Raw genomic sequence first — 22,044 nt, 5'->3', positions numbered from 1 at the left:
CACGATCTATGATCGTGCAGATGAAAGAATTTATCAAGAACCTGAAGACTCCAATTGCAATTGTCGGCATGGGTAAAAGTGGTGAAGCCGCTCGACGCCTGCTGCTTCTGGCGGGATATGCCCCAGAATCCATTCTTACCTTTGACGGCAAACTAGAGTCTGCTCACTTTCGTGATCCACAGGCTCTTATGTCGCAAGGCGCACCACGCACTTTGGTGGTTTCTCCCGGGGTGCCGCTGGCTTCGCCATGGATACAGGAAGCTCGCACCAAAGGTGTTGCCATAACCAGCGAAATTTCGTTGGCCTGCGCCACGCTGGAAAACGAAAGACTTATCGGTATCACGGGATCTGTTGGCAAAAGCACCACCGTGTCCATACTGGGCGCTGGCTTGCACGCCTTTTCCAAAACGGGTTTTGTGGGAGGCAATCTAGGGACACCCTTTGCCGACTATGCTGCCGATGTTCTGGAAAAAAAACGTCCTCGTGCTAACTGGATCATACTTGAGCTTTCCAGTTATCAGTTGGAAAACTGCGAGGGTCTGGAATTGGATTATTCCGCCATCACGTACTTCACTTCGAACCACCTTGAGCGATATGAAAACCTAGAGCACTACTATCAGACAAAGTGGAAGATCCTTTCTTTGACGAAGAATGTGCTTTTATTGAATCGCGAAGGTGGCGATCTTGTGGAGTACTTCAACAAGAATGGCTCTTCCCAGCAGATTCAGGTCATTTCCCGTCAGGATCCGTCTTTACAAGCCCTGCATCTGGAGCAGGCTGAACTGATTGGACAACACAATCAGGACAACCTGGCACTGGCAAGCTCACTGGCGCTGGCCGCTGGATGGCCAGTGACGGCCATTGCGGGCATGAAGGCGTTCAAGGGGCTTGCCCATCGCCTTGAAAGCGTCGGCACTGTCAAAGGTGTGCGCTTTATCAATGACAGCAAAGCCACGGCCATGGACAGCGTTCTGATTGCCGTCACCGCAGCTCATGACACTCTTCAGTCCGCGGGCAAACTATGGGTCCTTCTTGGTGGCCGCGACAAGAACCTTCCCTGGCAGGATCTGAAACCGCTGGAGGCCCTGCAAAACACAGAGTTTGTATTCTTCGGCGAATGCCGTCAAACGGCTCAAGCCAAATCAACCTTGCCGGGAAAATCTTTCGTCAGCATGCAAGACGCCATGGAGTTCATCCTGTCACAGGTAAAACCCGCCGACACAGTATTGTTAAGCCCTGGGGGCACCAGTCTTGATGCCTTTAAGTCTTTTGAAGATCGCGGAGATGTCTTTAAAGCGATTGTGCGGGATTTCGCACGGTAGTTATTCTCTGAAGTTCAAAACAGATAGCGTGTTCGGATCCACCGGAAGAACACGCGAATAGATTTTCTGAGTTCTCTCGCCAACGACAACTACTTCATGAATATCTTCAGGGACGTTGTAGATAATAAAGCCCCCGCCAGCGATCCCTTTTCCATTCTGCAGAATGCGACCCTGCATATCAAAGTACACTATCTGACGTGGATTGATATTGTCGTAGGCGGCCAGATACACCTCGAAGTTTTCATCCGGGACAAAACCTACGATCACGCCTGCTGATGGCAAATCATCAATCTTCAGATAGTTCTTAATCGCACTCAACCACGACCAGTGAACAACTGGAGCGTGCACGAACTCATCGTTGTCGTTATAGACATAACGAGCTGCCACGTAATCTGCACCCTCGGGCTGAACACGCATCAGACCGTAACGCTTCAGATTCGGCAGTGTGACTGTTGCGACCCCTGTAACCTGCAGTTCTTCAGAAAGACTTTGCATAGTCACAAGACCCGTCACAGGTTCACCTGTGAAAGCATCGTAAACCCTTAACGGCACGGATTCATTTTTAATCGTAGCGGCAATATCACCCTGAGCAACTGAGCCTTCTTCCACAACCACGTTCTGGTAGCCGAGAATCACATCCGCTCGAGTCGCCAGAAGGGAATGGAATCCGGGGGAAGCATCGACAAAAGCAAACAGACCGTTTTCACTGGTGGCCTGCAGACTTGGATCAGGAAGCATAAATTGATTGAAGTAAACCGGCACCAAGCTTTGATCAGATTCCACCTGCACTTCGATACCTGCCAGGGTCTTGCCATCCAAAGTCACTTTACCCCAAATGACTGTTGGAGCCCCATCAAATGACATCTGCCTTTGCTGAGAAAGAATGTCCTGCAAAGCCTGAATCATCGTATTTGGATAAAGGGGAGTCTTAAATTCCGAACCGGAAACTACAATTGCCGCCGTCTGCATGTGAGAAGGGGCTGCGGCTCGCATTACCGTGGTGGAACCACGGGTGACATTGTCCATCGCCACGGCTCCATCTTTTCTGGGGGCGACTTCTTTAGCACCTTTTACAAAGGTCACAAGTGTTTTTGCCGGGGCTGCATCATCCGGTCGCGGGTTATAGGCGCTTGTCACAATACCCGCAAAGTCAGGATGCGGTTGGATGCGGATCTTGGGTCCCTGCAGAGTGTTCTGGCCCACGGACGCAACCCGGTTCAGGCGGAAGCTGCCTTCACCCAAAGTCTTACCTTCTTTATCTACCAGCTTGGCGACAATAGATCCGGTCACATCCTCGACCTCAATATTATATTGTCCCTGCACCAAATTCACACGGCCCAGTTCTTTCAGGACACCTTCGTCACTGCGACGGATCTCGATATGATGTTCGTTGGTCACTGCAAGTCCGCCAGTGATTTCCAACGGCCCAGAGATGGTCCGAATTCCAGCCGGCTTTTCTTCCACCAATCCATAGGAAGGCAAGTTCGGATCTTCCCCGGCAGATTCGTTCTTAGGCGCTACATAGACATCTGCTTTGGGGACTGACGTGTTGGCGCGCCCCTTTGAATCGATTCCCGCAACATACACTTTCGAATTTGCTACGCCTGTTTCGGCCGTGATCCCGGACTTCTGCAGGACTTCCCGGGCCATGTCCGACCAGGTTGGTTGGCTCCAATCCTGAGACAACACTTCGTTTTTTTGCTGGGCCACCTGCAGGCGTCTGGCTTGCGCAGCAGGAAGTTCATTTATCCACTGCGAAGGATCGCTGTCGATGGTTCCTGGAGTCTGTGCTGATTGCGAGGCAACAAATCTTTCCGGCGTTTTCTGAATGACCATTTCGGTCAGCTCGATCTTCTTGGCAAAAAGAGGAGCAGAGGATTTTTCCGACGCCAGATTCAGTGGTTTGATTTTTTCGATGCGGACCCATTCCGAAAGTTGCCTCTCGGATTCCAGCATCTCTTCAAACGCAATGTGTGGTGGTGAATTTTTCTGAGCCTTGATGACAAGTGCATCGTAAATAGGAATGAACTTCAAGCCACCTGTGGGGCTTGACCAGTATAAGCATCCAGCAAATACGGTCAGCGGTATCAACAACCGCTTCAGTCGCAGTCCTTGCAACAGTCACCTCATTATAAGAATAGTCACTTCTGACTAGTCTTTATCGTATTTAGAAGGAACGGAAGTCGTCAATCACGTTGCGACTGTCGCGACTTTGGTTAAGCGTCTGGCGCAGCTTTTCCGCGATGGGAGCGGCTCTGTCGTCATCGCGGTCAAGGAGGTCAAAACCTCCTTCTTCATTACGACCTTCGACCAGAACCTGCACTTGCACATCATAAGGACGGCGATCGCCCAGAATTGTGACGTGCGTATAATATCTTTCTTTGGCCATATCCATCTTCTCGATATTGCTGCCTTTTTTGTCGTAATAGCGGGACGTCATTTCGCGCCCGTTCTGGCTTACCGTGCGAGGCTCACCAATCACAGACATGACCACACGACGTGTCTCGCTGAGGTTCAGGGGCGTTTCACGTAGAATCACGCCCCCAGTTCGACAACTGGACAAAAGAACAGTCATTAGAAAGACAAATAACAAAGAAAGTTTGTTCATTACTTCTTCTGAGCCTTATTCCAATCGTCCATAAAGGCTTTAATACCTTTGTCGGTCAGTGGGTGATGAGTCATCTGCTGCATCACTTTAAATGGAATTGTAGCGATATCGGCACCCATTTCAGCTGCAAGTTGAATATGCATCGGGCTACGCACGCTTGCGACCAAGACTTCAGTGTCGAAATCATAGTTGCGATACATTTGGATAACCTGATCAACCATCTGCATACCTTCAACACCAATGTCGTCCAAACGACCCACAAACGGGGACACCATGGTCGCACCAGCTTTTGCAGCCAACAAGGCCTGCATTGGAGAGAACACCAACGTGACGTTGGTCTTGATCCCTTCCGCTTTCAGTTTCTTAACAGCAATCATGCCGTCTTCGCACATAGGGATTTTTACAACGACATTTGAAGCCAGCTTTGCCAGCTCTTTACCTTCGCGCACCATCTCTTCATGTTGAAGACTGATCACTTCGGCGGACACTGGACCTGAGATCTCTTTGCAGATCTCTTTGATCACTGTGTGGAAGTCTTTACCGCTTTTTGCGATCAAAGAAGGGTTTGTGGTCACACCATCAACCCAACCACGCAGGTTGGCTTGCTTGATTTCTTCAATTTCTGCCGTGTCGATAAAAAACTTCATGGGAACTCCAAGATTCTAATCAGTGATTTTAGATACTCACAATTTGTACGTTGGCTGATTTTAAAAATCAACCAGGCTTTTACCCTGAATATAAAACTCTGCCTGCTTCGCTGGTTGTGCCGTCTTGGCAATCTCACTGAGGCTTTTTTGATAGATGGGATGCTCATAAGCCCCCCAGGCCTCGGCGGCACAGCGGATAATCAGCGGATCCTGATGCATCTGCGGGTATGGCAGAGTCAGGCGGGGAGACATCACAATCATGTCATCAAAAGTCAGCAGCGTCAGTTCCGCATGGCTGCGCTGAAGTAAACCCGGGGCACCCTGTTCACACTGGGATAAAACCAGATGCAGGCACTGATCCACTGATAGAGATGTCTCAAATCGCACAACAAATTCCATGCGTGCGCTCAGATCCTGACGTTCGTCGGTAAGGTAACGCTTGTAAACAGAGGAGATGGCGACGATCTCCCCACACTCTGAAAGCTTCTCCAATAGTCTTTTGGCTTTTTCGACCCCGCCGACAAGATCCAAAGTCAGATAAATCAGCGCGATATGCCGCTTGGAATTCATTTCTTCTTCCCGAAAAGAACATCGCGGATCTGATAAAGGCCTGGCTTCTGTTTTACCAGCCATTCCGCCGCCTGGACGGCTCCTTTGGCGAACACCGTGCGATTTAAAGCCGTGTGTTCGAAGGTCAAAACCTCTTCGTCACTCATCGCGAAAATCTTATGAACCCCGAACACACCACCCCCACGAATGGCCAAAGCGTCTGGCAGTTTTTTGCCAACCGCTTTTTCCAGATTCTCCTGAAGAGTGATCGCCGTTCCTGAAGGACGGTCTTTCTTGCGATTGTGGTGAATTTCTTCAATTTGAAAGTCAAAATGTGAAATAGCCGACAGAGACTTTAAAGCCTCGTTCAGTACCGCCACACCCAGGCTCATATTTGAAGACCACAGAACAGGGATCTTCGCGCTGTACTTTTGCAGAAGATCCTTTTCTTTTTTTGAAAAACCCGTCGTGCCGCAGACAACAGGGGTTCTGTGCTCGGCCGCTTTTTTTAAGACATCCTTCAAGGCCTCTGGAGACGAAAAATCAATCCACACATCCACAGTCGAAGCTTTCTTTTCATCCCACTTTTCACCCCGCAAGGGGGCATAGACCAGATCGCACCGAGGATTTGCCTCGATAACAGCGGATATTTCCTTGCCCATTCTGCCGGCGGACCCGAACAGTCCGATTTTGATTTTTTTCACAGAAGACCCACTTTTTTCATTTCTGCACGCAAGGCCTCGGTGTGTTCCGGCGCCAGCTCAACCAGCGGCAATCGAAGCTCTGCAGATTCAATCAGACCCAAAAGCTGAACAGCTTTTTTAACCGGGATGGGATTTGCTTCCACAAACAGAAGATTGATCAGGTCATTGTACTTCGCAATATCCGCGCGAGCTTTTTCGATAGCGCCCTCAGATACCCACTTCTTCCACTGCACCATTTGGGCAGGGATCACGTGCGTTGCAACCGAGATCACACCATGACCACCGACACCCAGGAACTCCACGTAGGTTCCATCATCACCGGAAAGCATCACAAAGTCCTTCCCGCAGGCAGCAATCAGCTCTTTGGCAACATCGATTTTTCCCGTGGCATCCTTGATGCCGATAACTCCCGCGACCTTGGATAGATCACGAGTGGTTTCTGCGGATAAAGAAGTGATCGTTCTTCCCGGGACATTGTATAAGATCGTCGGAATCTTGACTGAACTGGCCACCGCCTTAAAGTGTTCATACAAACCCCGCTGCGGAGGTTTGTTGTAGTACGGAACAACAACCAGGATTGCATCAGCCCCCAGTTCTTCCGCTTTGCGTGAATCTTCAATCGTTTGCGCCGTGCTGTTCGAACCCGTTCCCATAATCAAAGGAACGTTGTTTCCACAGACTGAACGCAGGTGCTGCAACAGCTCTGCTTTTTCCTGTCCTGTCAGCGTCGGACTTTCCGCCGTAGTCCCATTGACGACGAAACCGTCAATGCCGTTTTGCAATTGGTGCTTCACCAGCTTATCCAACGACGCAAAGTCTATTTTGCCATTTTTAAATGGCGTAATCAGCGCCGTGAAAGTTCCTTTGAAATTTTTCATCCCACCACCTCAAGATTATATTTAAAATCACCAATAAACACGGCATCGCCCTCCATCAGTGGATGGGGGTCGCCCGCGATGAAGCTGACAAACATCACTCCACCAGGCATCTGCACTTCAACGCGGGATTCTTTGGTTTGTTGCGAATACACAAAGGCAGCGGCCACCGCGCCGGTCCCGCAGGCCAGAGTGTAATCCTCAACGCCACGCTCGAAAGTCACGGCACGAATTTTCGCAACAGATTCTTCGGCATAAAAAGTGACATTGGCCCCCGCAGGCTGCAAGTCATGATGCGAACGTGCTTCACGCGCCATATCCTTCAGCGCAACGGTGTCAGAGAAAGCGTGGATCTTCTGAACCAGATGAGGGACGCCGGTGTTCACCAAAGCAAACGTCTCCGTCGAACTGGATTTGGTTTTTAGTTCAATCTGCTCCTGAATGAATCGTGCCTCAGGCATACGAACGCGGACACGAGTGTCCCCAAGAACATGGGCTGTCACCAGACCCGCACCGGTTTTAAAGCGTAAGGCCCCCGTGGGACTGCCGCCCAGGTTTTCATAACAAAAACGGGCCGCACAGCGTGCAGCATTGCCGCACATTTCTGCGGTTGATCCGTCATTGTTGAAGAAGTCCCAGTTGTAATCAAATCCCTCAGATCCTGATTCAATCAAAAGAAAGCCGTCCGTTCCCACGCCCAGAACCCGGTCACAGACCAGCTTCGCAAATTGAGCCCGGGTCATCTTCAGATGGCTTTCAATGTCCTTCCAGATCGAACCATCGCGAGCATCCACCAAAGCGAAGGTGTTACCCGCGCCAGACATCTTCGTGATCGTGATTGGCAAAAAGGCACTCATGGCTGTCCAGCCTCTGAATCCTTGGACTTCTTTTTAACGGGAGTTGGGGATGTGGAATCTTTGAAAGTCGGCTCACCGCGCCCCAAAGGCGCCGGATTCAGCGGAGGAAGAGGGCGTCCTTTCACTCCGCAACCGAACATCGCTAGTGAAAGAGCTGCCAAAATGATCGTTTTATTCAGATGTTCCATGGATCCCCTTCAAATCGCCTTCCACCTCGGTGATACGGCGACAAAGCATGGGGTCTATCATATACTGTCTATACTGGTTCGCTGAAATGTTTTTGCAGGTCATCACGTATTTCTGAGCTTCCTCAGTATTAGGGCTCTTCTGCATCTGACTGACCTTCCAGATCCAATAGAAAGACTCAGGATATTTATCATCAGCCTTCTTTAAAAGAGCCAAGGACTCCTGAGCTTTGACAGGGCTGTTGAGCTCCAGATACTTCTGCACTTCCAGGGCATACCAGAATTTCTGCTGGGAACTCTTTTTAACTGCCACTGAGTCGATAACTTTCTGATATTCAACCCATTTCGACTGGCAGGCCAATGCCTGAGCCTGGGTCAATTTCAGCTCTTCATCAAAAGGGACCACCAAAAGCTGCTTTCTGACAGTCTCAAGACCACCTTTGCAGTCTCCTTTTGCGATCATCAGACGTGAAAGTTCGTTCACGATCGGGAAGTTATCAGGCTCGATACGAGCGGCCTCAGCCACCTTGTCCAGAGCTTGATTGATCTCGGACTTACGCAAGGACACGCCGGTCTCAAAAAGTTGCTGAGCCTTGTCACTGAAGAAGATGTTGGAAACCTCATTCACTGTCTTTTTCAGTTCACTGACAGCCTGAGGACGGGTTTCTCGTTGAATCGCGCTGGACAGAATATTGAGCGCCTGTTGGCGATCGCGCTGCAGACTCAAGTTATAGGCTTTTTCAATAATGTCTTTATAGGTCTCAGACTTGGGAGCTTTGGCCTGAGCAAAAACGAAAGGGCTGGAAAGAGTAAGAGCCGCTAAGACAGCGGCTCTTAAGAACTTCAACTTCATTGAACTATTTCTTTTGGAAAGACTTCAAAGCAACAGTCACGTTACCGAACTGGCTTGGAGCCACTTGTTTCAAAAGACCGGACATTGGGATTTGCTGTGGGTTGATCCAAGCATTGATCTCAGAGTTGTCTTCTTTGTTTTTCAAACGAGCGTGGATGCAATCGAAAGTACCTGCTGGAACAGTGATACGATCTTCTTTAACTTCAATTACTTCTACGTCTTGTTTAGGTACTTGTTGTTCTTTACCGTTCACCAACAACTTTTTAGTTTCGCCAGTGTTTGGATCGATCAACATTTCCATTTTTTGCTTACCAGCAAAACCAAGATCCACATCCTGATTCAACCAGATGCCATCAGCTCCGATGGATTTTACAGACATGATCATGGAACCTTTGATGAAACCCATGTCCACGCTGTAGTCAGCTCTGTCGCCAACTTTCCAGTCCAAACCGGTTGTCTGAGCTTGCTCCAGAATACCAGGCATTTGTGCCTGAACCAGAACGTCCGTTACAGATGGTGCTGCAACTGCATTAACAGAGAACGCCAAACCTAGGGCCGCAATAAGAGCCTTGAACATAAAATTCCTCCTTGAATGGTTATATGGTCCCCTAATGAGACCACGACCAAGGGTAGTGCAGTCAAGACTCTATTTACTGTTCTCTGTAACTACTCACCAGAACTTGACGCGGCTTGCTGCCATTCGCAGGGCCGACGACACCTTCTTTTTCGAAGATCTCAATCATGCGTGCTGCTCGCGGATATCCGAGTCTGAATTTGCGCTGAATTAAAGACGCAGAGATTTCTTTCTGCTCAGAAGCCCACGACAGAATTTCATCGTATCTCTCATCGTACTCTTCTTCACCAAAGCCACCACCGTCGCCGCCGCCAGCTTCACCGCCATCACCCCCAGCAAATCCATCCAGCGCTTTCATGGCCAGAGGATCGTATTCAGGTTCTGCTTGAGATGCCCAGTGTTTTACAACATTGCCAATTTCACCATCTGACAAATAAGGACCGTGGTGACGGGTCGGCTTACCAACACCTGGTGCCTGGAACAACATATCCCCATTCGGAAGCAAGCGTTCCGCACCCGAGTCATCAATGATGATTCGCGAGTCCATCTTAGAAGCCACCTTCAGGGCCACGCGGCCCGGGATGTTTGTTTTAATCAAACCCGTCACGACGTCTTTACGCGGAGACTGGGTCGCCAGAATCAAGTGGATACCGCAGGCGCGCGCTTTTTGTGTCAAACGCTGGATCGGCTCTTCGATGTTTTGTTTTTCCACGATCATCAAGTCTGCCAACTCGTCTACCACGATCACGATATAAGGAAGTGGCTGATAGTAGTACTGATCCAGCTTCGCTTTACCTTCTTCCAGCTCCAGGTTGATCTTTTCATGCTCTTCAACTTCAGCCTTGGAAAGGTTGCCGGTTTTTTCGTTGAACGCTTCAATTTTACCAACACCGAATTTGGACAAAGACTTATAACGCTTTTCCATTTCACGCACAGCCCACTTCAGTGCTGTTGCCGCCTTCTTCGGCTCGGTCACGTGTGGTAGCACCAGATGCGGAACAGTGGAGAACGGCGCCAGGTCGACCATCTTCGGGTCAATCAAAACCAAACGAAGTGTTTTAGGGGAGTGACGGAACAAAAGGCCCGTGATGATAGAACCCACAAACACCGACTTACCCGACCCCGTTGTACCGGCAATCAGCAAATGCGGCATCTTTCTTAGATCAACCACCTTCGGCTCTCCATCCACCGCACGGCCCACGGCCATCGGCAGCGCCAGGTCTTCGCTCCAGAACTGATCCTCGGCAATCAGGTCTTTGTAATAAACGGTTTCACGCTTCAGGTTCGCGGTTTCGATACCAACCACATCCGTGCCCGGAATGTGACCCACCACACGCACAGATTCTGAAGATAGGGCCAAAGACAGGTCATCTTCCAGCTCCGAAATCTTCGAAATTTTCACATCGGCATTGGGCTTAAATTCATACATGGTCACCAAAGGACCCGGCTTGGCATCCTGAATGGTTCCTTCGATCGAGAAGTTTTTCAGCTTCTCGACCAAAGAGTCGGCTTTGCGCTGAATCTCGGCCTTGTCAATCTTGATACGGGACGCTGGAGGGTCTTCCAGCAGCGCCAGTTTCGGCATATCCCAGTTTTCAATACGACGAGGCGGCTTGGCCTTCATCACAACTTTGCGCTTCTGTGCCAGACGAACCGCAGGAACCTCTTCTTCCTCTTCTTCGTCAGACTCCTCGGAATCCTCTTCGTCAGATTCTTCTTCGTCTTCTTCTTCGGCGGCGGCCAGAAGTTCTTCCAGCTCTTCGTCCTCTTCTTCTTCCTCGGCGTCTTTTTCTACGAACTTCTTGTCGGAAAGAGGGAAAATGCTCTTGGCTTTGGTTTCTTTGGCATCAGATTTTTTAGATTTTCCTTTTTTACCTTCCTGCACAAACATTCCAGAGAAGAATGCCGCCACCTTATCCATGACTTTCTTTTTCTTCATGGAGGCCAGAAGTCCCTGTGGAACTTCGGCAAGCTCTTGCAGTGTTTTTTCAGAATAGAAGACCACCAACACGGCCATCAGTGACCACAGGATGACCTGCACACCCACAGAGTTAAAGGCCCCCATCAAAGCCTGAGAAACGCCCAGACCCAATAAGCCGCCTAAATAGATTTGCCCCTGGAAAATCTTGGTGTTCGGCAAATACAACGAGAATAGAGCGGCCACATTCACTATCAGCAGAAAGGCCCAGACAAAACGAATGTTTTTAAGGTTCAGGGACTCACCTTTGAAAGCAGCATAGGCAATTTTGACAAAACAGGCCACGACCACCCAGGCTGCCAGGCCCATGCCCTGATACAACATATCGGCAAGGAAACTGCCCACAATTCCGCAATAATTTACAGCTTTTAGCCCTTGCCCTATGGAATTTAGGGAGGGGTCTAGTGGGTTGTAGCTAATCAGGGAAAGAGCAAAGAACAGCCCTAAACCCAAAAAGCCTATTGCAATGACGTCCTGTCGAAACTTTTTAAGGAATTGGTTCATTTAAAAAATTTACGAAATTCCCAGCAGTTAGTCATGCACCCTAGGGCCTTCCTTGACTTAAGCCCCGGGGTGCAGGACAAAGAGCCAGTCAAATGCTTAAAATAAATGAGATTTTCTATAGTATTCAGGGTGAAACCACCTATGTCGGCTGTCCAACAGTCTTTGTGCGCCTGACCGCCTGCAATCTGCGCTGCACCTATTGCGACACCAAATATTCCTATTATGAAGGCGAGATGCAAACGCTGGAAAATATTCTGGCGGAAATCGATTCCCACAAAGCCCCGAACGTCTGCATCACGGGTGGAGAACCTTTGTTGCAAAAAGAAGTGCACACATTGATGAGAATTCTTTGTGATCGCGGTTACAAAGTTTCTTTGGAAACAAGTGGATCAAAAAGCATTGCTGAAGTTGATGCGCGTGTGAAAATTATTTTGGATGTGAAAACTCCAGATAGTGGTGCAGCAAATTCATTTGTGATGGAGAACATCGGCTTTTCCACTCCCAGCACGGAATACAAGTTCGTGATTTGTTCAGAAAAAGATTTCGAATGGTCTGAGGAATTCTGCCGTCAACATAATTTATTTGAAAAATTTGTGGTTTTATACAGCCCATCATACGGCCAAGTCTCTGAACGCTGGTTGGCAGAAAAAATTTTGCAGAAAAATTCATCAGCAAGGTTGCAATTACAGCTGCATAAGTATATTTGGAATCCCGAAACACGCGGAGTATAGTCCTTAACGATTCATCTGAAATTTTGGGAGTTCCATGACGCCGAACCTAAACAGTTCCGATAATCTTTTTGTCGCCAACCTTCAATCTGTAAGCTTGGAGAAGTTAGTTAAAAGCAAACTTGAAGTTTTGTTTGCTCAACAAAAAGAAGCACAAGTTGAGTTGAATGGTTTGTACAATGTAGTTCTGGAACAAGTAGAAAAGCCACTTCTTGAGCTTGCTTTGCGCGCCTATAATGGCAACCAGGTGAAAACCGCGCAAATGCTGGGCATCAATCGCAACACTCTTAAGAAGAAAATTGACAACTACAAGATTCGTGTAAAGAAAATGAACTAAGATTCGTTCAAGTCTTGCATCAGCGGGCCAACCGAGAACCACCACCACGCACGAGGCCCGCAAACTTTGAGTTCTATTAATTTTCGCCACTCTAGAGGGGTTCAATGAGTACGCGAATACCACCACAAAATATTGACGCCGAACAGTCCATTCTGGGCGGTTTGATGCTTGATCGTGAAGCACTCGATCAGGTCGGTGACGTTCTGATGGCTGATGACTTTTATAAGCCAGGCCATCAAAAGATCTACGAAGCCATTAAAGAGTTGCACGCCAAAGGCCAGCCTATTGATATCATCACTGTGACGAACGTTTTGCAGTCACAGGGACACATGGATATTGCCGGCGGCCCTGAATATCTGATCAGCCTTTTGGATAAAACCATTTCTTCTGCCAATATCGGCACGCATGCCAAGATCGTTAAAGACAAGGCCACTTTGCGTCGCTTGATTGCAATTAATTCCTCTTTGATCGAAAAAGCCTACGAACAAGATTTCGTGGACGTGGAATCTTTCGTAGATCAGGCAGAATCTGAAATCTTTAAAGTGGGCGAAAACAAAACCAAAACAGGTCTTGTGGGCTCTATGGAAATCGTCAAGGCTTCCATTCAAAAGATTGAAGAACTTTACAAGAACAAAGCCGAGATCACCGGCCTTGCCACAGGCTTCAAGAAGCTGGATGAAATGACCGCCGGTCTACACCCGGGCGAGATGACGATCATTGCCGCTCGTCCGTCCATGGGTAAGACAGCCTTCTCTCTGAACATTGCTCAGCACGTGGCCCTTCGTCTGAAAAAGACTGTGGCTTACTTCTCTTTGGAGATGGGTAAAGAGTCCATGATGATGCGTATGCTGTCTGCGGAATCCAAAGTCAGCATGAGTGAAATCCGTAACGGTCGTATTCAGGATTCGGCATGGCCGAAGCTGATCAACGCGGCCAGTGCGCTTTCTGAAGCATCTATCTTCATTGATGATACGCCGGGTGTTTCTCCGTTTGAGATCCGTTCCCGTGCACGTCGTTTGAAAGCCGAACACGGCCTTGATCTGATCATGATCGACTACTTGCAGTTGATGAGCATGAAACAAAAGATGCAATCACGTGAGCAAGAGGTTGCCGAGATTTCCAAATCTTTGAAAGCCATCGCCAAGGAACTTCAGATTCCAGTGATCGCTCTGGCCCAGCTGAACCGTGGGGTTGAGGGACGTACAGAGAAGAAACCAATGCTTTCTGACCTGCGTGAGTCCGGATCTATCGAGCAGGATGCCGACGTTATCATGATGCTTTATCGTGATGACTACTACGACAAAGAAAATCCAGACAAACAAGGTCACGCCGAAGTGATCGTGGGTAAGCAGCGTAACGGTGCCACAGGCCCTGTGAAAATGCGCTTCGATGCCCAGTACAATAGATTCCGCGATGCAGACCCGGAAGGCCCAGTGAGTCCACTGCCTCCACCGCAGGCGCCCCCACCAATGCCGGGCGGCAGACCTAAAAACTTTGCACCTGGATCAACCGTCTAAGATAATGGGGCCCTATGAGGCCCCTTATTTATTTTTTCCAACGTAAGAAACCTCAACACTATAAGCCTGTCGTTCTGATCACGGGATGCAGCTCGGGTATCGGCATGGCTGTCGCCAAACTTCTGCATGAACGCACAGAATATCGTGTGGTCGCCACCGCTCGCGAAAAAAGCCTGGAAAAAGTTCGCAATGAGTTTCGCGAAGACGATCGTTTCCTGATCCGGGCTCTGGATGTGACTGACGAAAAAAGCCGCCAGCATCTGATCCACGATATCAGTCGCACCTGGGGTGGCGTGGATATTTTAATTAACAACGCCGGCATTTCCTATCGCGCCGTGGTTGAGCACATGACGGAACAAGATGAAGAACTTCAGATGGCCACCAACTATTTCGGTCCCATGGGGTTGATTCGTCTGTGTCTGCCACATATGCGTGAAACGGGTCGGGGCAAGATCATCAATATCTCCTCGGTCAGCGGGATGCTGGCCATGCCGACGATGTCTTCATATTCAGCCTCTAAGTTCGCCCTGGAAGGCGCCAGCGAGGCTTTGTGGTATGAGATGCGCCCCTTTGGCGTCAGAATCTGTCTGGTTCAACCGGGCTTTATCCACAGCCCTTCGCACAAGAACGTCTATCACACGCCGCAATCAGATCCGACTCGGAACTGGAGCGGGCCGTACTGCGATTTCTACAAGAACATGACCCCCTTTGTGGAGCGTATGATGAACATGTCGCTCACAACGCCAGAAAAGGTGGCCAAGCAGATCCTGAAGGCCATGAAAACTGAAAATCCGCCACTGTGGCTTCCGGCCACTCTGGATGCCACAGTGTTTTACTATATTCGCCGCTTGCTGCCGCGACGGGTGCTTTTGCCGTTCCTGTACTGGTGCCTGCCGGGCGCACGGAATTGGGCCAAGGAACATTCCCATCGGCGCAGCTAGGGGTTTTGTAAGTCCAAACTGGACCTTGGACTTGATTGCGCCTTTGGGGTTGAGTTCGCGTTAACCTCTTGATGGACTGGATTCGTCTTCACTACAGAGACCTTTGAAAAGCATGGAGGCTGATCATGGGAAATAAACTGGCGAAGGCAGTGGTTGCGGCAACAGGACTGCCCCAGGACCCTGTCGAAAGAGAATTTAACAACCTGCTGGAAAAGCATGGCAAGAACCCCGAAAGCCTCACGCTCGAGGAACTGCGGGAAGTGATGGCAGACTACCTGCAAACTGTGTTTTTGGAAATGCAGGTCGAAAACAGCGCCGAGAGCGCATAAAAAAAGGGTCCTCATCGGGACCCTTTTCTATTTTCTAAATCTCTTCAGATGAAGATTATTGTTGTTGAGCCAGGCGCTGTTGTTGTTGCTCTCTTTTGCTCAAAGTTTTGATCGCTTTGTTGATGAATGTCGCTTGAGATTTTACCTTCGTGTAAACCGCTACAAGTGAACAGTCATCTTTGCCGTCCTTACCAGCTCCACGGCTTGTGATGCCCCAAACGTATTGAACACCATTCACTTCAAGGAATGCTGGGCCACCAGAGTCACCATGGCAAGCGCCTTTACCTTGAGTTTGATCCAACAGCATTTCAGTTTTACCGAAGCTGTCAGCGATCTCGACATCCACCTTGCGAAGACGATCGTCAGATTTTGTATTCACACCATCGGTTTCAATCAATCCGTAACCTGCCAATGTCACCTTTGTGCCCGGAACAAGAAGGGATTCGTCAGACAAGAACTTTGCAATCTGATAGCCCGGCGCCATGCCGCCTGCGAATCTTAGAACCGCAACGTCACTGGCGTCTTCGCCATCCTGACCGATTTTACCGTAGTCTTCATGAACTTCAGAATCCACCACCAGGCGGATGTCAGTTCTTTGCATTTTATTGATGTCTGTATTGAAGATCACATACAAAGACACTTCTTTGTATTCTTCACCCACCTGAGGAACACAGTGGCCTGCAGTCAGAACCATATTGTGTTTAAGAAGGGAGCCTGTACAGATGAACTGACCTTCTTGATCGTCCGCTGTCTTTACAGAAGCGATGATCGCCACAGTCGTCTTTGCAATGCTGTCTTTGGTATCCACCGGCTGACCACCGATAATACCTGTGCTTTGTGTGCCGGACTGAACAGAGTTTTGAGTTGCTGGGGAACAAGCCGCCAAGGCCGCCGCCACACCCGTAAGAACCAAAGATTTTGTAACATTGATAAGTTTCATATGCCCCCCACCTTCCCCTAAAAGGTGAGGCCTTTAAACACCCAAAATGGCACCGGTGCAATACAATTTTTCAAATCAAACCCATAAGAAAGTCTTATGGCAAAAAAGTAAAAGGGACCCGTTGGGGTCCCTTTTAAAGAAACTTTCGCTTCAGATGCTATAAATCGGCTTACGCGCGCTCAACAGCGATCTGGATCTTTGCTTCCATACCTTCAGAGTAGCGAACCACAGCTTTGTGTTGACCCAAAACTTTGATTGGCTCTTCAAGATGGATGTCACGACGATCTACGGAGTGACCCATTTTTTGAAGTTCTTTGGAAATGTCTGTAGTAGTTACAGTGCCGAAAAGCTTATCAGTTTCACCAGCAGCCAACTTGAATGTGATAGTTGTGCCGTTGATCTTGTTAAGAAGCTCTTGTCTTTCAGCTTGAGCTTTTTTCTTCTTAGCTTCAGCAACGCGTTTCAAGTGTTCGTACTCTTTTACGCGTTTTTCAGTAGCTTCCGCAGCCAATTTGCGTGGGAACAGGAAGTTTCTTGCGAAACCTTCAGAAACGTTCACCAACTCACCAACACGACCTACATCTTTAACATCTTTTTGAAGAATAACTTTCATGTGATCTCCATTTTTTAGCTGTTTTCAGTCGGAGTCTTCATCTTGCGAAGACGCGCCCTGAAATCAACCCAGTAATCGACCAAGCCAACCACTGCCAGAATCGGCAATAACTGACCGACCAAGATTATGTACGTCAAAACTCGCATGAACAATCCTGCTCGCATCGAGTTTAGAAATACCTCCAACACCGCCAGCCCCTGAAAGAAATAAAGAACGATTGAAACGTTCAGTATATTAACTGCGAGGATAGCAGTGGCCTTACCGCCAAAACTCACCATTGTTAGAAGGAAGGCTGTCATCGCCACCCAAATAAAATAATCGGGCAAACGATATTCCAACAACTTGAGCTGAGAGGCAATTTTCTCGCGGGGCAAATTGAGCCACGAAAAAACCCTTCTCTCAAAAATAAGTCCCAAACCCAGGGCTAACACTAACATGATAACCACGGCTGAGGGCACCTGCTGGATCAAAACACCCGGATCCAACTTCACCGCCGGATTCATTTCCTGAACCTTTTGGGAGAACTGTTCCACCAGCTTCTGAACTTCAGCATACGTGTTGATCCCGTTTCTTTTGAAAGCTCCCATGATCCCCAGGCCCGCAGCCACAGATCCCACAGCAACACTCAAGAGTCCCGAAATCCACCACCCAAGTCCTCTTTGTTCTAATTCCATGTAGGCACCTAAAGTCATCCAAACGGAGCCTAAGAACAGAGCCAGAGGTTGAGCGTTCAGGAGCCACGCAGCTCCTGTGACTACGATCCCTAAAATCCAAAAGGCGATAGGACCGTAGGCTTTGCGCAAGACACGGAGAAGGGGGGCGCCCATAATCCCTGTGAGCATCGACAACAAAATCGAGAGTGATGAAATTGTGATGAACTTTTGGGGGGTCGCCGTCTTCTTCATGGCTTACGCCTTTACTTTAATTATTCGCCTTTATCGAAACGCTCAGAACGCTCTGCTTTTGCAGCTGCGAAAGCAGCTTTACGAGCAGCAGCTTTTGCTTCACGTTCTTTTTCACGAGCAGCAGATTCAGCAAGACCTTTTTTGAAGCCTTCCATGAATTTTGCCAAAGAAACGCGATCATCCAAGCGAGTGTGCATGAAGCGAAGAACTTTATCGTTGATGCGCATTGTACGTTCCAACTCAGCGATAGCTTGTGTGTCAGCTTCGAATGTAGAGTGGAAGTAGATTGCCTTTTTCAACTTGCCAATTGGAGTTGCCAAAGTTCTTTTGCCCCAAGTTTCCAAAGAGTTAACAGAACCTTTGTAAGATTCGATTGTCGCTTTGTTCTTCTTGAATAGATCTTTTTGATCTTCCAGAGTTGCATCTGGATGCATGATAACGACAACCTCGTAAGGTTTTTTCGTTGTAGTAGTTTCCATTGAACTATCCTTTCGGTTTATAGCCCCCACTTCTGTAAGCGGGAGCAAGGATGACTTTTTTAAATGTTTAACGGGTTTAGCACGGCTTTGGCCCAAGCACAAGGATTAGGCAATTGAATCCCCAAGAAACCAGTCCTAGAATGTGTAAATGGTCACTTTTATTGAGATAATGGACGGCCCCAACGAAGGCTCCCGCTTTAAGGTGGAAGAGGGTTTGACCCTCGGTCGATCGAAAGCCGACATCATCATTAAAGACGGTAAAGTCTCTAGCACCCACGCCCAGTTTGCCCTGGACGGGAAGGGGCAGTACGTTCTGCAGGATCTGGATTCCTCTAACGGGATTCACATTAACGGCCGGCGTGTGAAAAAAGTGGCGTTATTACCGGGGGTTATCTTTGAGCTGGGCAGAACCCAGTTCAAAGTCGTGACCGTCGAAGAAGAACTCGCATTGGACTTCTCCCGCCTCATAACTTGGCGCAGCATTTTGCGGGACCGTCTTGGGGACATCCCTGCGCCGGAAAATTCAACGCCTGCCAATCTGCAAAGCTTCAGTCCGGCTTTGCGGCTTCAGTTCATTCAGGGCATTCAAACTGATGAGGAAATTATTTTAGGGTACGGACCCCGATCGGCGGGGGCGGACTCTTTGGATATTGAGCTTCTGGATGACGAGGCCCCGCAAGAGGCCTTCGAACTGCACCCCGGTCCAGGCATGGTCGAAATTAAAATCCAAGCCAAGGGGCGGGTGACCCTTAACCAGAAGACAATAGATGCCGAAATGCTCAAAGACGGGGATTTGATTTCAGTAGGAAATACCCTTATTAAGGTCAGCTACGTCTAGAGGAAAGGCATCATGGAGACCACACCGAAAACCACCGGCAGCTTTGAAAGCTTCGATGGCACACCCATCTACTACGAAGTTCGTGGAGAAGGAGAGCCACTGGTGCTGGTGTATGGCATCGCCTGCCTTTTGAATCACTGGCATCATCAAATAGAATACTTTTCAAAAAAATATAAAGTCATCAGCTTTGATCTGCGTGGCCACCAGAAAAGTTGTCCCGTAGCCGACGCCAGTCAACTGACCGTGGAAGCCCTTTCCAAAGACATGATCGGCCTGCTAAAGCATCTGAACATCAAGAAAGCTCATTTTGCCGGGCACAGCTTCGGCGCACCGTTGCTTTTGGATCTATATTCACGCCAACCGGATCTGTTCATGTCGATGATCTTCATCAATGGATTTGCCAAAAATCCGATTAAGGGCATGTTTGGTTTGGACGTGATTGAGCCATTCTTTTATTTTGTGAAATCCCAGTACGAACATCAGCCGGACCTGTGGAATACTCTGTGGAAATTGGCGGTGGATAATCCAATGTCGATGTACCTTGCGGCCTTGGCTGGTGGATTCAATTTAAAAGTGACACACTTTAAAGACATCGAAGTCTATGCCCGCGGTGTCGCGCGCATGAATCTGGAAGTGTTTCTGCGACTGTTTGAAGAGCTGATGAAATACGACGGCGAAAGTGTGCTGGAAACCATCGAGGTGCCGGTACTGATTATTTCGGGTGAAAAGGACATGGTCACACCCATTCGATTCCAGTATCACTTCAAAGAAAAAATCAAACACTCCGAGTTCGTGCTTGTTCCTTACGGATCTCACTGCACACAGCTGGATTTCCCCGACTATACCAATCTGAAGATGGAAAAGTTTCTTATCGAAAGCTCCGTCAAATAGATCTTGGCATTCCTGATTTTGATTTCGGATAAAAATAGAATATGAAAAAGGCCACTCCTGAGAGTGGCCTTCCTCTTTTGATAGATCACGGAGCTAGCCTTTATCTCCAAGCAGCTTTTGTGATGTCAAATCCGTATTTGTTAACAGAGTCGTCGGAAGTGAACACGATTTTCACGTAGTCACCATCGATCACTGGAGAGAACGTTTCATCGTTCTTACCGCTCATAGTGCCGTAAAGTTTGCCCGCGGCATCGTAGAACTTCACGTTGTCATAATCTCTCTCCGTGTCGAACTTCGAGAAGAAGATGGAGATCTGTTTTGCACCCGGAACAGAAACCTCATACGTCAGATTCGCCTTGCCAGCATAAGGGTGAGGAGTGGAGTGAGCCACATCCACCGTCTGCCAGTTCACTGGATCGTTTGGATCCGGCTGTGGAAGAGTGTTTGTCAGCATGGCGTAGGCATTTGCCAAACCACCTCTTGCTTTACCACGCAGACCTGCAATTGGCTTGGATGTGGAAACAATTCTTTCCTTCATTTCAATACCAGTCAGGTTGGGCTCAGCGGAAGCCAGAAGAACTGCCATACCAGACACGTGAGGTGTCGCCATGGAAGTACCAGACCAAGAGTCATAACCAGTTCCAGTGATCGAAGAAACGATATTCACACCAGGCGCACCCACGTGAACCTTTGTCTTACCGTAGTTAGAGAAGGAAGCAATCTGACCACGATTGTCGATAGCCGCAACAGAAAGCACGTTTGGCACATCGTAAGTTGCAGGGTAAGTCGGGTTGGAATCATTGTTGTTGGATTCGTTGCCCGCAGCTGCCACGAACAAAGCCCCAGCTGCATTGGATCTTTCGATCGCCTGCTTCAGTGTTTCAGAGTAGCCACCGCCACCCCAGGAGTTGGAAAGAATCTTTGCACCTTTGGAAGTCGCGTAATCAATCGCCTTCAAAGCTCCGTCCAAAGAACCCGAACCGCTTGCAGAAAGGAACTTCACACCCATGATGCGCACATTCCAAGCCACACCCACGATACCTTTACCATCGTCGCCAGTAGCACCGATCGTACCAGAACAGTGAGAACCGTGACCGTGGTCATCCAGAGGGTTGCCTGTTGGTTTAGCAGCTGTCACGAAGTTCGCGCCGTAGATGTCGTCGATGATTCCGTTGCCATCATCGTCAACGCCGGGCTGACCATTCAACTCTGCATCGTTTGTCCACATGTTACCTTTAAGATCTGGGTGGTTGTAGTTCACACCCGTGTCGATCACCGCCACGATAACGTCTTTAGAACCTGTTGTGATATCCCAGGCTTGAGCGGCTCCGATATCCACGCCGGCAATACCTTCACGCTTTTGAGAATCCGGTTGACCGTTATTGATCATGCCCCAAAGTTGACCCAGCATCGGATCGTTTGGAGTTCTGTTGATTCTGTAGATATAGTTTGGCTCGATGATGTCGATGTTTGGATTTTGTGCCAATGACTTTACAACATTGGATTGAATCTCAAACACGGGACGTTTGATCACCACGATATTTTGACCAGGGATGGTGTCCTTCACGTAAGAACCTAATTCTTGGCTCAAGATATTCAAAGAAGATGTCGCGACTGCGTCGTCTTTGAATTTTACGATGAATTCACCAGGTACTGCCTCAGGTGCAGCCGCAAATGCGTTTAATCCAGTAAGCAACAAGCCAAGTGCCAGCGCTTTGGAGGCTCTTTCCATAAGCCTTTTCATGTGATCCCCTCCTTCAATGGGTGATTTTCTATCGACAGAGAGGGGAAAAATTTTCCCCAGACGTCCCTAGTTCCAAAATGGTACCAATGAGGGTAGGGGCTGGTTATCTATTTTTTATTGTGGTTA

The 22,044-nt window shown here is 48.7% G+C and carries 24 protein-coding genes; 8 read left to right on the top strand and 16 right to left on the bottom strand.

Translation table 11 applies throughout. From position 1 onward, the window contains the following. Positions 1-20: 20 nt before the first annotated feature. A complete protein-coding gene (gene murD, locus ACZ50P_RS00240) occupies positions 21-1,322 on the top strand; it encodes a UDP-N-acetylmuramoyl-L-alanine--D-glutamate ligase (protein ID WP_464132641.1) in 1,302 nt (433 codons plus the stop codon). On the opposite strand, the gene ACZ50P_RS00235 is transcribed toward murD, so the two are convergent. From ACZ50P_RS00235 to ACZ50P_RS00185, 11 genes are all read right to left on the bottom strand, one after another. Continuing rightward, entirely contained in the window at positions 1,323-3,356 is a 2,034-nt protein-coding gene (locus ACZ50P_RS00235) for a hypothetical protein (RefSeq protein ID WP_464132638.1), read from the bottom strand. It lies immediately after the preceding gene. A 133-nt stretch (positions 3,357-3,489) separates the two neighbouring features. Then, positions 3,490-3,930 carry a hypothetical protein gene (locus ACZ50P_RS00230; RefSeq protein WP_464119213.1) on the bottom strand — a complete coding sequence of 147 codons (441 nt, stop codon included), beginning with the start codon at positions 3,928-3,930 and terminating at the stop codon, positions 3,490-3,492. Next, the gene (fsa, locus tag ACZ50P_RS00225) at positions 3,930-4,577 is read right to left on the bottom strand and encodes a fructose-6-phosphate aldolase (protein WP_464119212.1); all 648 of its coding nucleotides are present in this window, start codon (positions 4,575-4,577) and stop codon (positions 3,930-3,932) included. Before fsa ends, ACZ50P_RS00230 begins: the two co-directional genes overlap by 1 nt. A gap of 60 nt (positions 4,578-4,637) precedes the next feature. Further along, entirely contained in the window at positions 4,638-5,147 is a 510-nt protein-coding gene (locus ACZ50P_RS00220; protein ID WP_464119210.1) for a hypothetical protein, read from the bottom strand. Further along, positions 5,144-5,830, bottom strand: a complete 687-nt coding sequence (locus tag ACZ50P_RS00215; RefSeq protein WP_464119209.1) for a 4-hydroxy-tetrahydrodipicolinate reductase — start codon at positions 5,828-5,830, stop codon at positions 5,144-5,146. The genes ACZ50P_RS00220 and ACZ50P_RS00215 overlap by 4 nt, the downstream gene beginning before the upstream one ends. Beyond that, the gene (gene dapA, locus ACZ50P_RS00210; RefSeq protein WP_464119208.1) at positions 5,827-6,708 is read right to left on the bottom strand and encodes a 4-hydroxy-tetrahydrodipicolinate synthase; all 882 of its coding nucleotides are present in this window, start codon (positions 6,706-6,708) and stop codon (positions 5,827-5,829) included. The genes ACZ50P_RS00215 and dapA overlap by 4 nt, the downstream gene beginning before the upstream one ends. Further along, positions 6,705-7,562, bottom strand: a complete 858-nt coding sequence (dapF, locus tag ACZ50P_RS00205; RefSeq protein ID WP_464119207.1) for a diaminopimelate epimerase — start codon at positions 7,560-7,562, stop codon at positions 6,705-6,707. The genes dapA and dapF overlap by 4 nt, the downstream gene beginning before the upstream one ends. Continuing rightward, positions 7,559-7,750 carry a hypothetical protein gene (locus tag ACZ50P_RS00200; protein WP_464119206.1) on the bottom strand — a complete coding sequence of 64 codons (192 nt, stop codon included), beginning with the start codon at positions 7,748-7,750 and terminating at the stop codon, positions 7,559-7,561. Before ACZ50P_RS00200 ends, dapF begins: the two co-directional genes overlap by 4 nt. Beyond that, the gene (locus ACZ50P_RS00195) at positions 7,734-8,600 is read right to left on the bottom strand and encodes a tetratricopeptide repeat protein (protein WP_464132637.1); all 867 of its coding nucleotides are present in this window, start codon (positions 8,598-8,600) and stop codon (positions 7,734-7,736) included. The genes ACZ50P_RS00200 and ACZ50P_RS00195 overlap by 17 nt, the downstream gene beginning before the upstream one ends. Positions 8,601-8,604: 4 nt before the next feature. Then, positions 8,605-9,177 (bottom strand): hypothetical protein, encoded by a 573-nt coding sequence (locus ACZ50P_RS00190; RefSeq protein ID WP_464132635.1) that lies wholly within the window; start codon positions 9,175-9,177, stop codon positions 8,605-8,607. A gap of 73 nt (positions 9,178-9,250) precedes the next feature. Continuing rightward, positions 9,251-11,656: a DNA translocase FtsK gene (locus ACZ50P_RS00185; RefSeq protein WP_464119202.1), complete on the bottom strand. Its 2,406-nt coding sequence runs from the start codon at positions 11,654-11,656 to the stop codon at positions 9,251-9,253. Positions 11,657-11,748: 92 nt separating this feature from the next. Here ACZ50P_RS00185 and ACZ50P_RS00180 point away from each other — a divergent pair, with 92 nt between their 5' ends. The 5 genes from ACZ50P_RS00180 to ACZ50P_RS00160 all read left to right on the top strand — a co-directional run bounded on the left by ACZ50P_RS00180 (position 11,749) and on the right by ACZ50P_RS00160 (position 15,508). Further along, the gene (locus ACZ50P_RS00180; RefSeq protein ID WP_464119201.1) at positions 11,749-12,387 is read left to right on the top strand and encodes a radical SAM protein; all 639 of its coding nucleotides are present in this window, start codon (positions 11,749-11,751) and stop codon (positions 12,385-12,387) included. Positions 12,388-12,421: 34 nt separating this feature from the next. Next, positions 12,422-12,721, top strand: coding sequence for a helix-turn-helix domain-containing protein (locus ACZ50P_RS00175; RefSeq protein WP_011162662.1), 300 nt, complete (start codon positions 12,422-12,424; stop codon positions 12,719-12,721). 104 nt (positions 12,722-12,825) lie between these two features. Beyond that, positions 12,826-14,238 carry a replicative DNA helicase gene (gene dnaB / locus ACZ50P_RS00170; RefSeq protein WP_464119200.1) on the top strand — a complete coding sequence of 471 codons (1,413 nt, stop codon included), beginning with the start codon at positions 12,826-12,828 and terminating at the stop codon, positions 14,236-14,238. Positions 14,239-14,252: 14 nt separating this feature from the next. Further along, the gene (locus ACZ50P_RS00165) at positions 14,253-15,179 is read left to right on the top strand and encodes an SDR family oxidoreductase (protein WP_464119198.1); all 927 of its coding nucleotides are present in this window, start codon (positions 14,253-14,255) and stop codon (positions 15,177-15,179) included. A gap of 125 nt (positions 15,180-15,304) precedes the next feature. Further along, positions 15,305-15,508, top strand: coding sequence for a hypothetical protein (locus ACZ50P_RS00160; protein ID WP_464119197.1), 204 nt, complete (start codon positions 15,305-15,307; stop codon positions 15,506-15,508). A gap of 55 nt (positions 15,509-15,563) precedes the next feature. On the opposite strand, the gene ACZ50P_RS00155 is transcribed toward ACZ50P_RS00160, so the two are convergent. From ACZ50P_RS00155 to rpsF, 4 genes are all read right to left on the bottom strand, one after another. After that, positions 15,564-16,448, bottom strand: coding sequence for a S1 family peptidase (locus ACZ50P_RS00155; RefSeq protein ID WP_464119195.1), 885 nt, complete (start codon positions 16,446-16,448; stop codon positions 15,564-15,566). Between the two features lie 169 nt (positions 16,449-16,617). After that, positions 16,618-17,061: a 50S ribosomal protein L9 gene (rplI, locus tag ACZ50P_RS00150; protein ID WP_464119194.1), complete on the bottom strand. Its 444-nt coding sequence runs from the start codon at positions 17,059-17,061 to the stop codon at positions 16,618-16,620. A 14-nt stretch (positions 17,062-17,075) separates the two neighbouring features. Then, positions 17,076-17,966 carry a DUF2232 domain-containing protein gene (locus ACZ50P_RS00145; protein ID WP_464119193.1) on the bottom strand — a complete coding sequence of 297 codons (891 nt, stop codon included), beginning with the start codon at positions 17,964-17,966 and terminating at the stop codon, positions 17,076-17,078. 20 nt (positions 17,967-17,986) lie between these two features. Next, the gene (gene rpsF / locus ACZ50P_RS00140; RefSeq protein WP_464119192.1) at positions 17,987-18,445 is read right to left on the bottom strand and encodes a 30S ribosomal protein S6; all 459 of its coding nucleotides are present in this window, start codon (positions 18,443-18,445) and stop codon (positions 17,987-17,989) included. A 148-nt stretch (positions 18,446-18,593) separates the two neighbouring features. Between rpsF and ACZ50P_RS00135 the strand changes: the two genes are divergently transcribed. Further along, entirely contained in the window at positions 18,594-19,283 is a 690-nt protein-coding gene (locus ACZ50P_RS00135; protein WP_464132632.1) for an FHA domain-containing protein, read from the top strand. A gap of 12 nt (positions 19,284-19,295) precedes the next feature. Further along, positions 19,296-20,174, top strand: a complete 879-nt coding sequence (locus tag ACZ50P_RS00130; RefSeq protein ID WP_464119189.1) for an alpha/beta fold hydrolase — start codon at positions 19,296-19,298, stop codon at positions 20,172-20,174. Between the two features lie 100 nt (positions 20,175-20,274). Here the strand turns inward: ACZ50P_RS00130 and ACZ50P_RS00125 are convergent, their stop codons facing one another. Then, entirely contained in the window at positions 20,275-21,918 is a 1,644-nt protein-coding gene (locus tag ACZ50P_RS00125; protein ID WP_464132631.1) for a S8 family serine peptidase, read from the bottom strand. Positions 21,919-22,044 lie beyond the last annotated feature (126 nt).

It is taken from the genome of Bdellovibrio sp. CKG001 (assembly GCF_055397465.1).
Note: the sequence above shows the minus strand (reverse complement) of the source record. Positions and strands in the feature narration are given on the sequence as shown.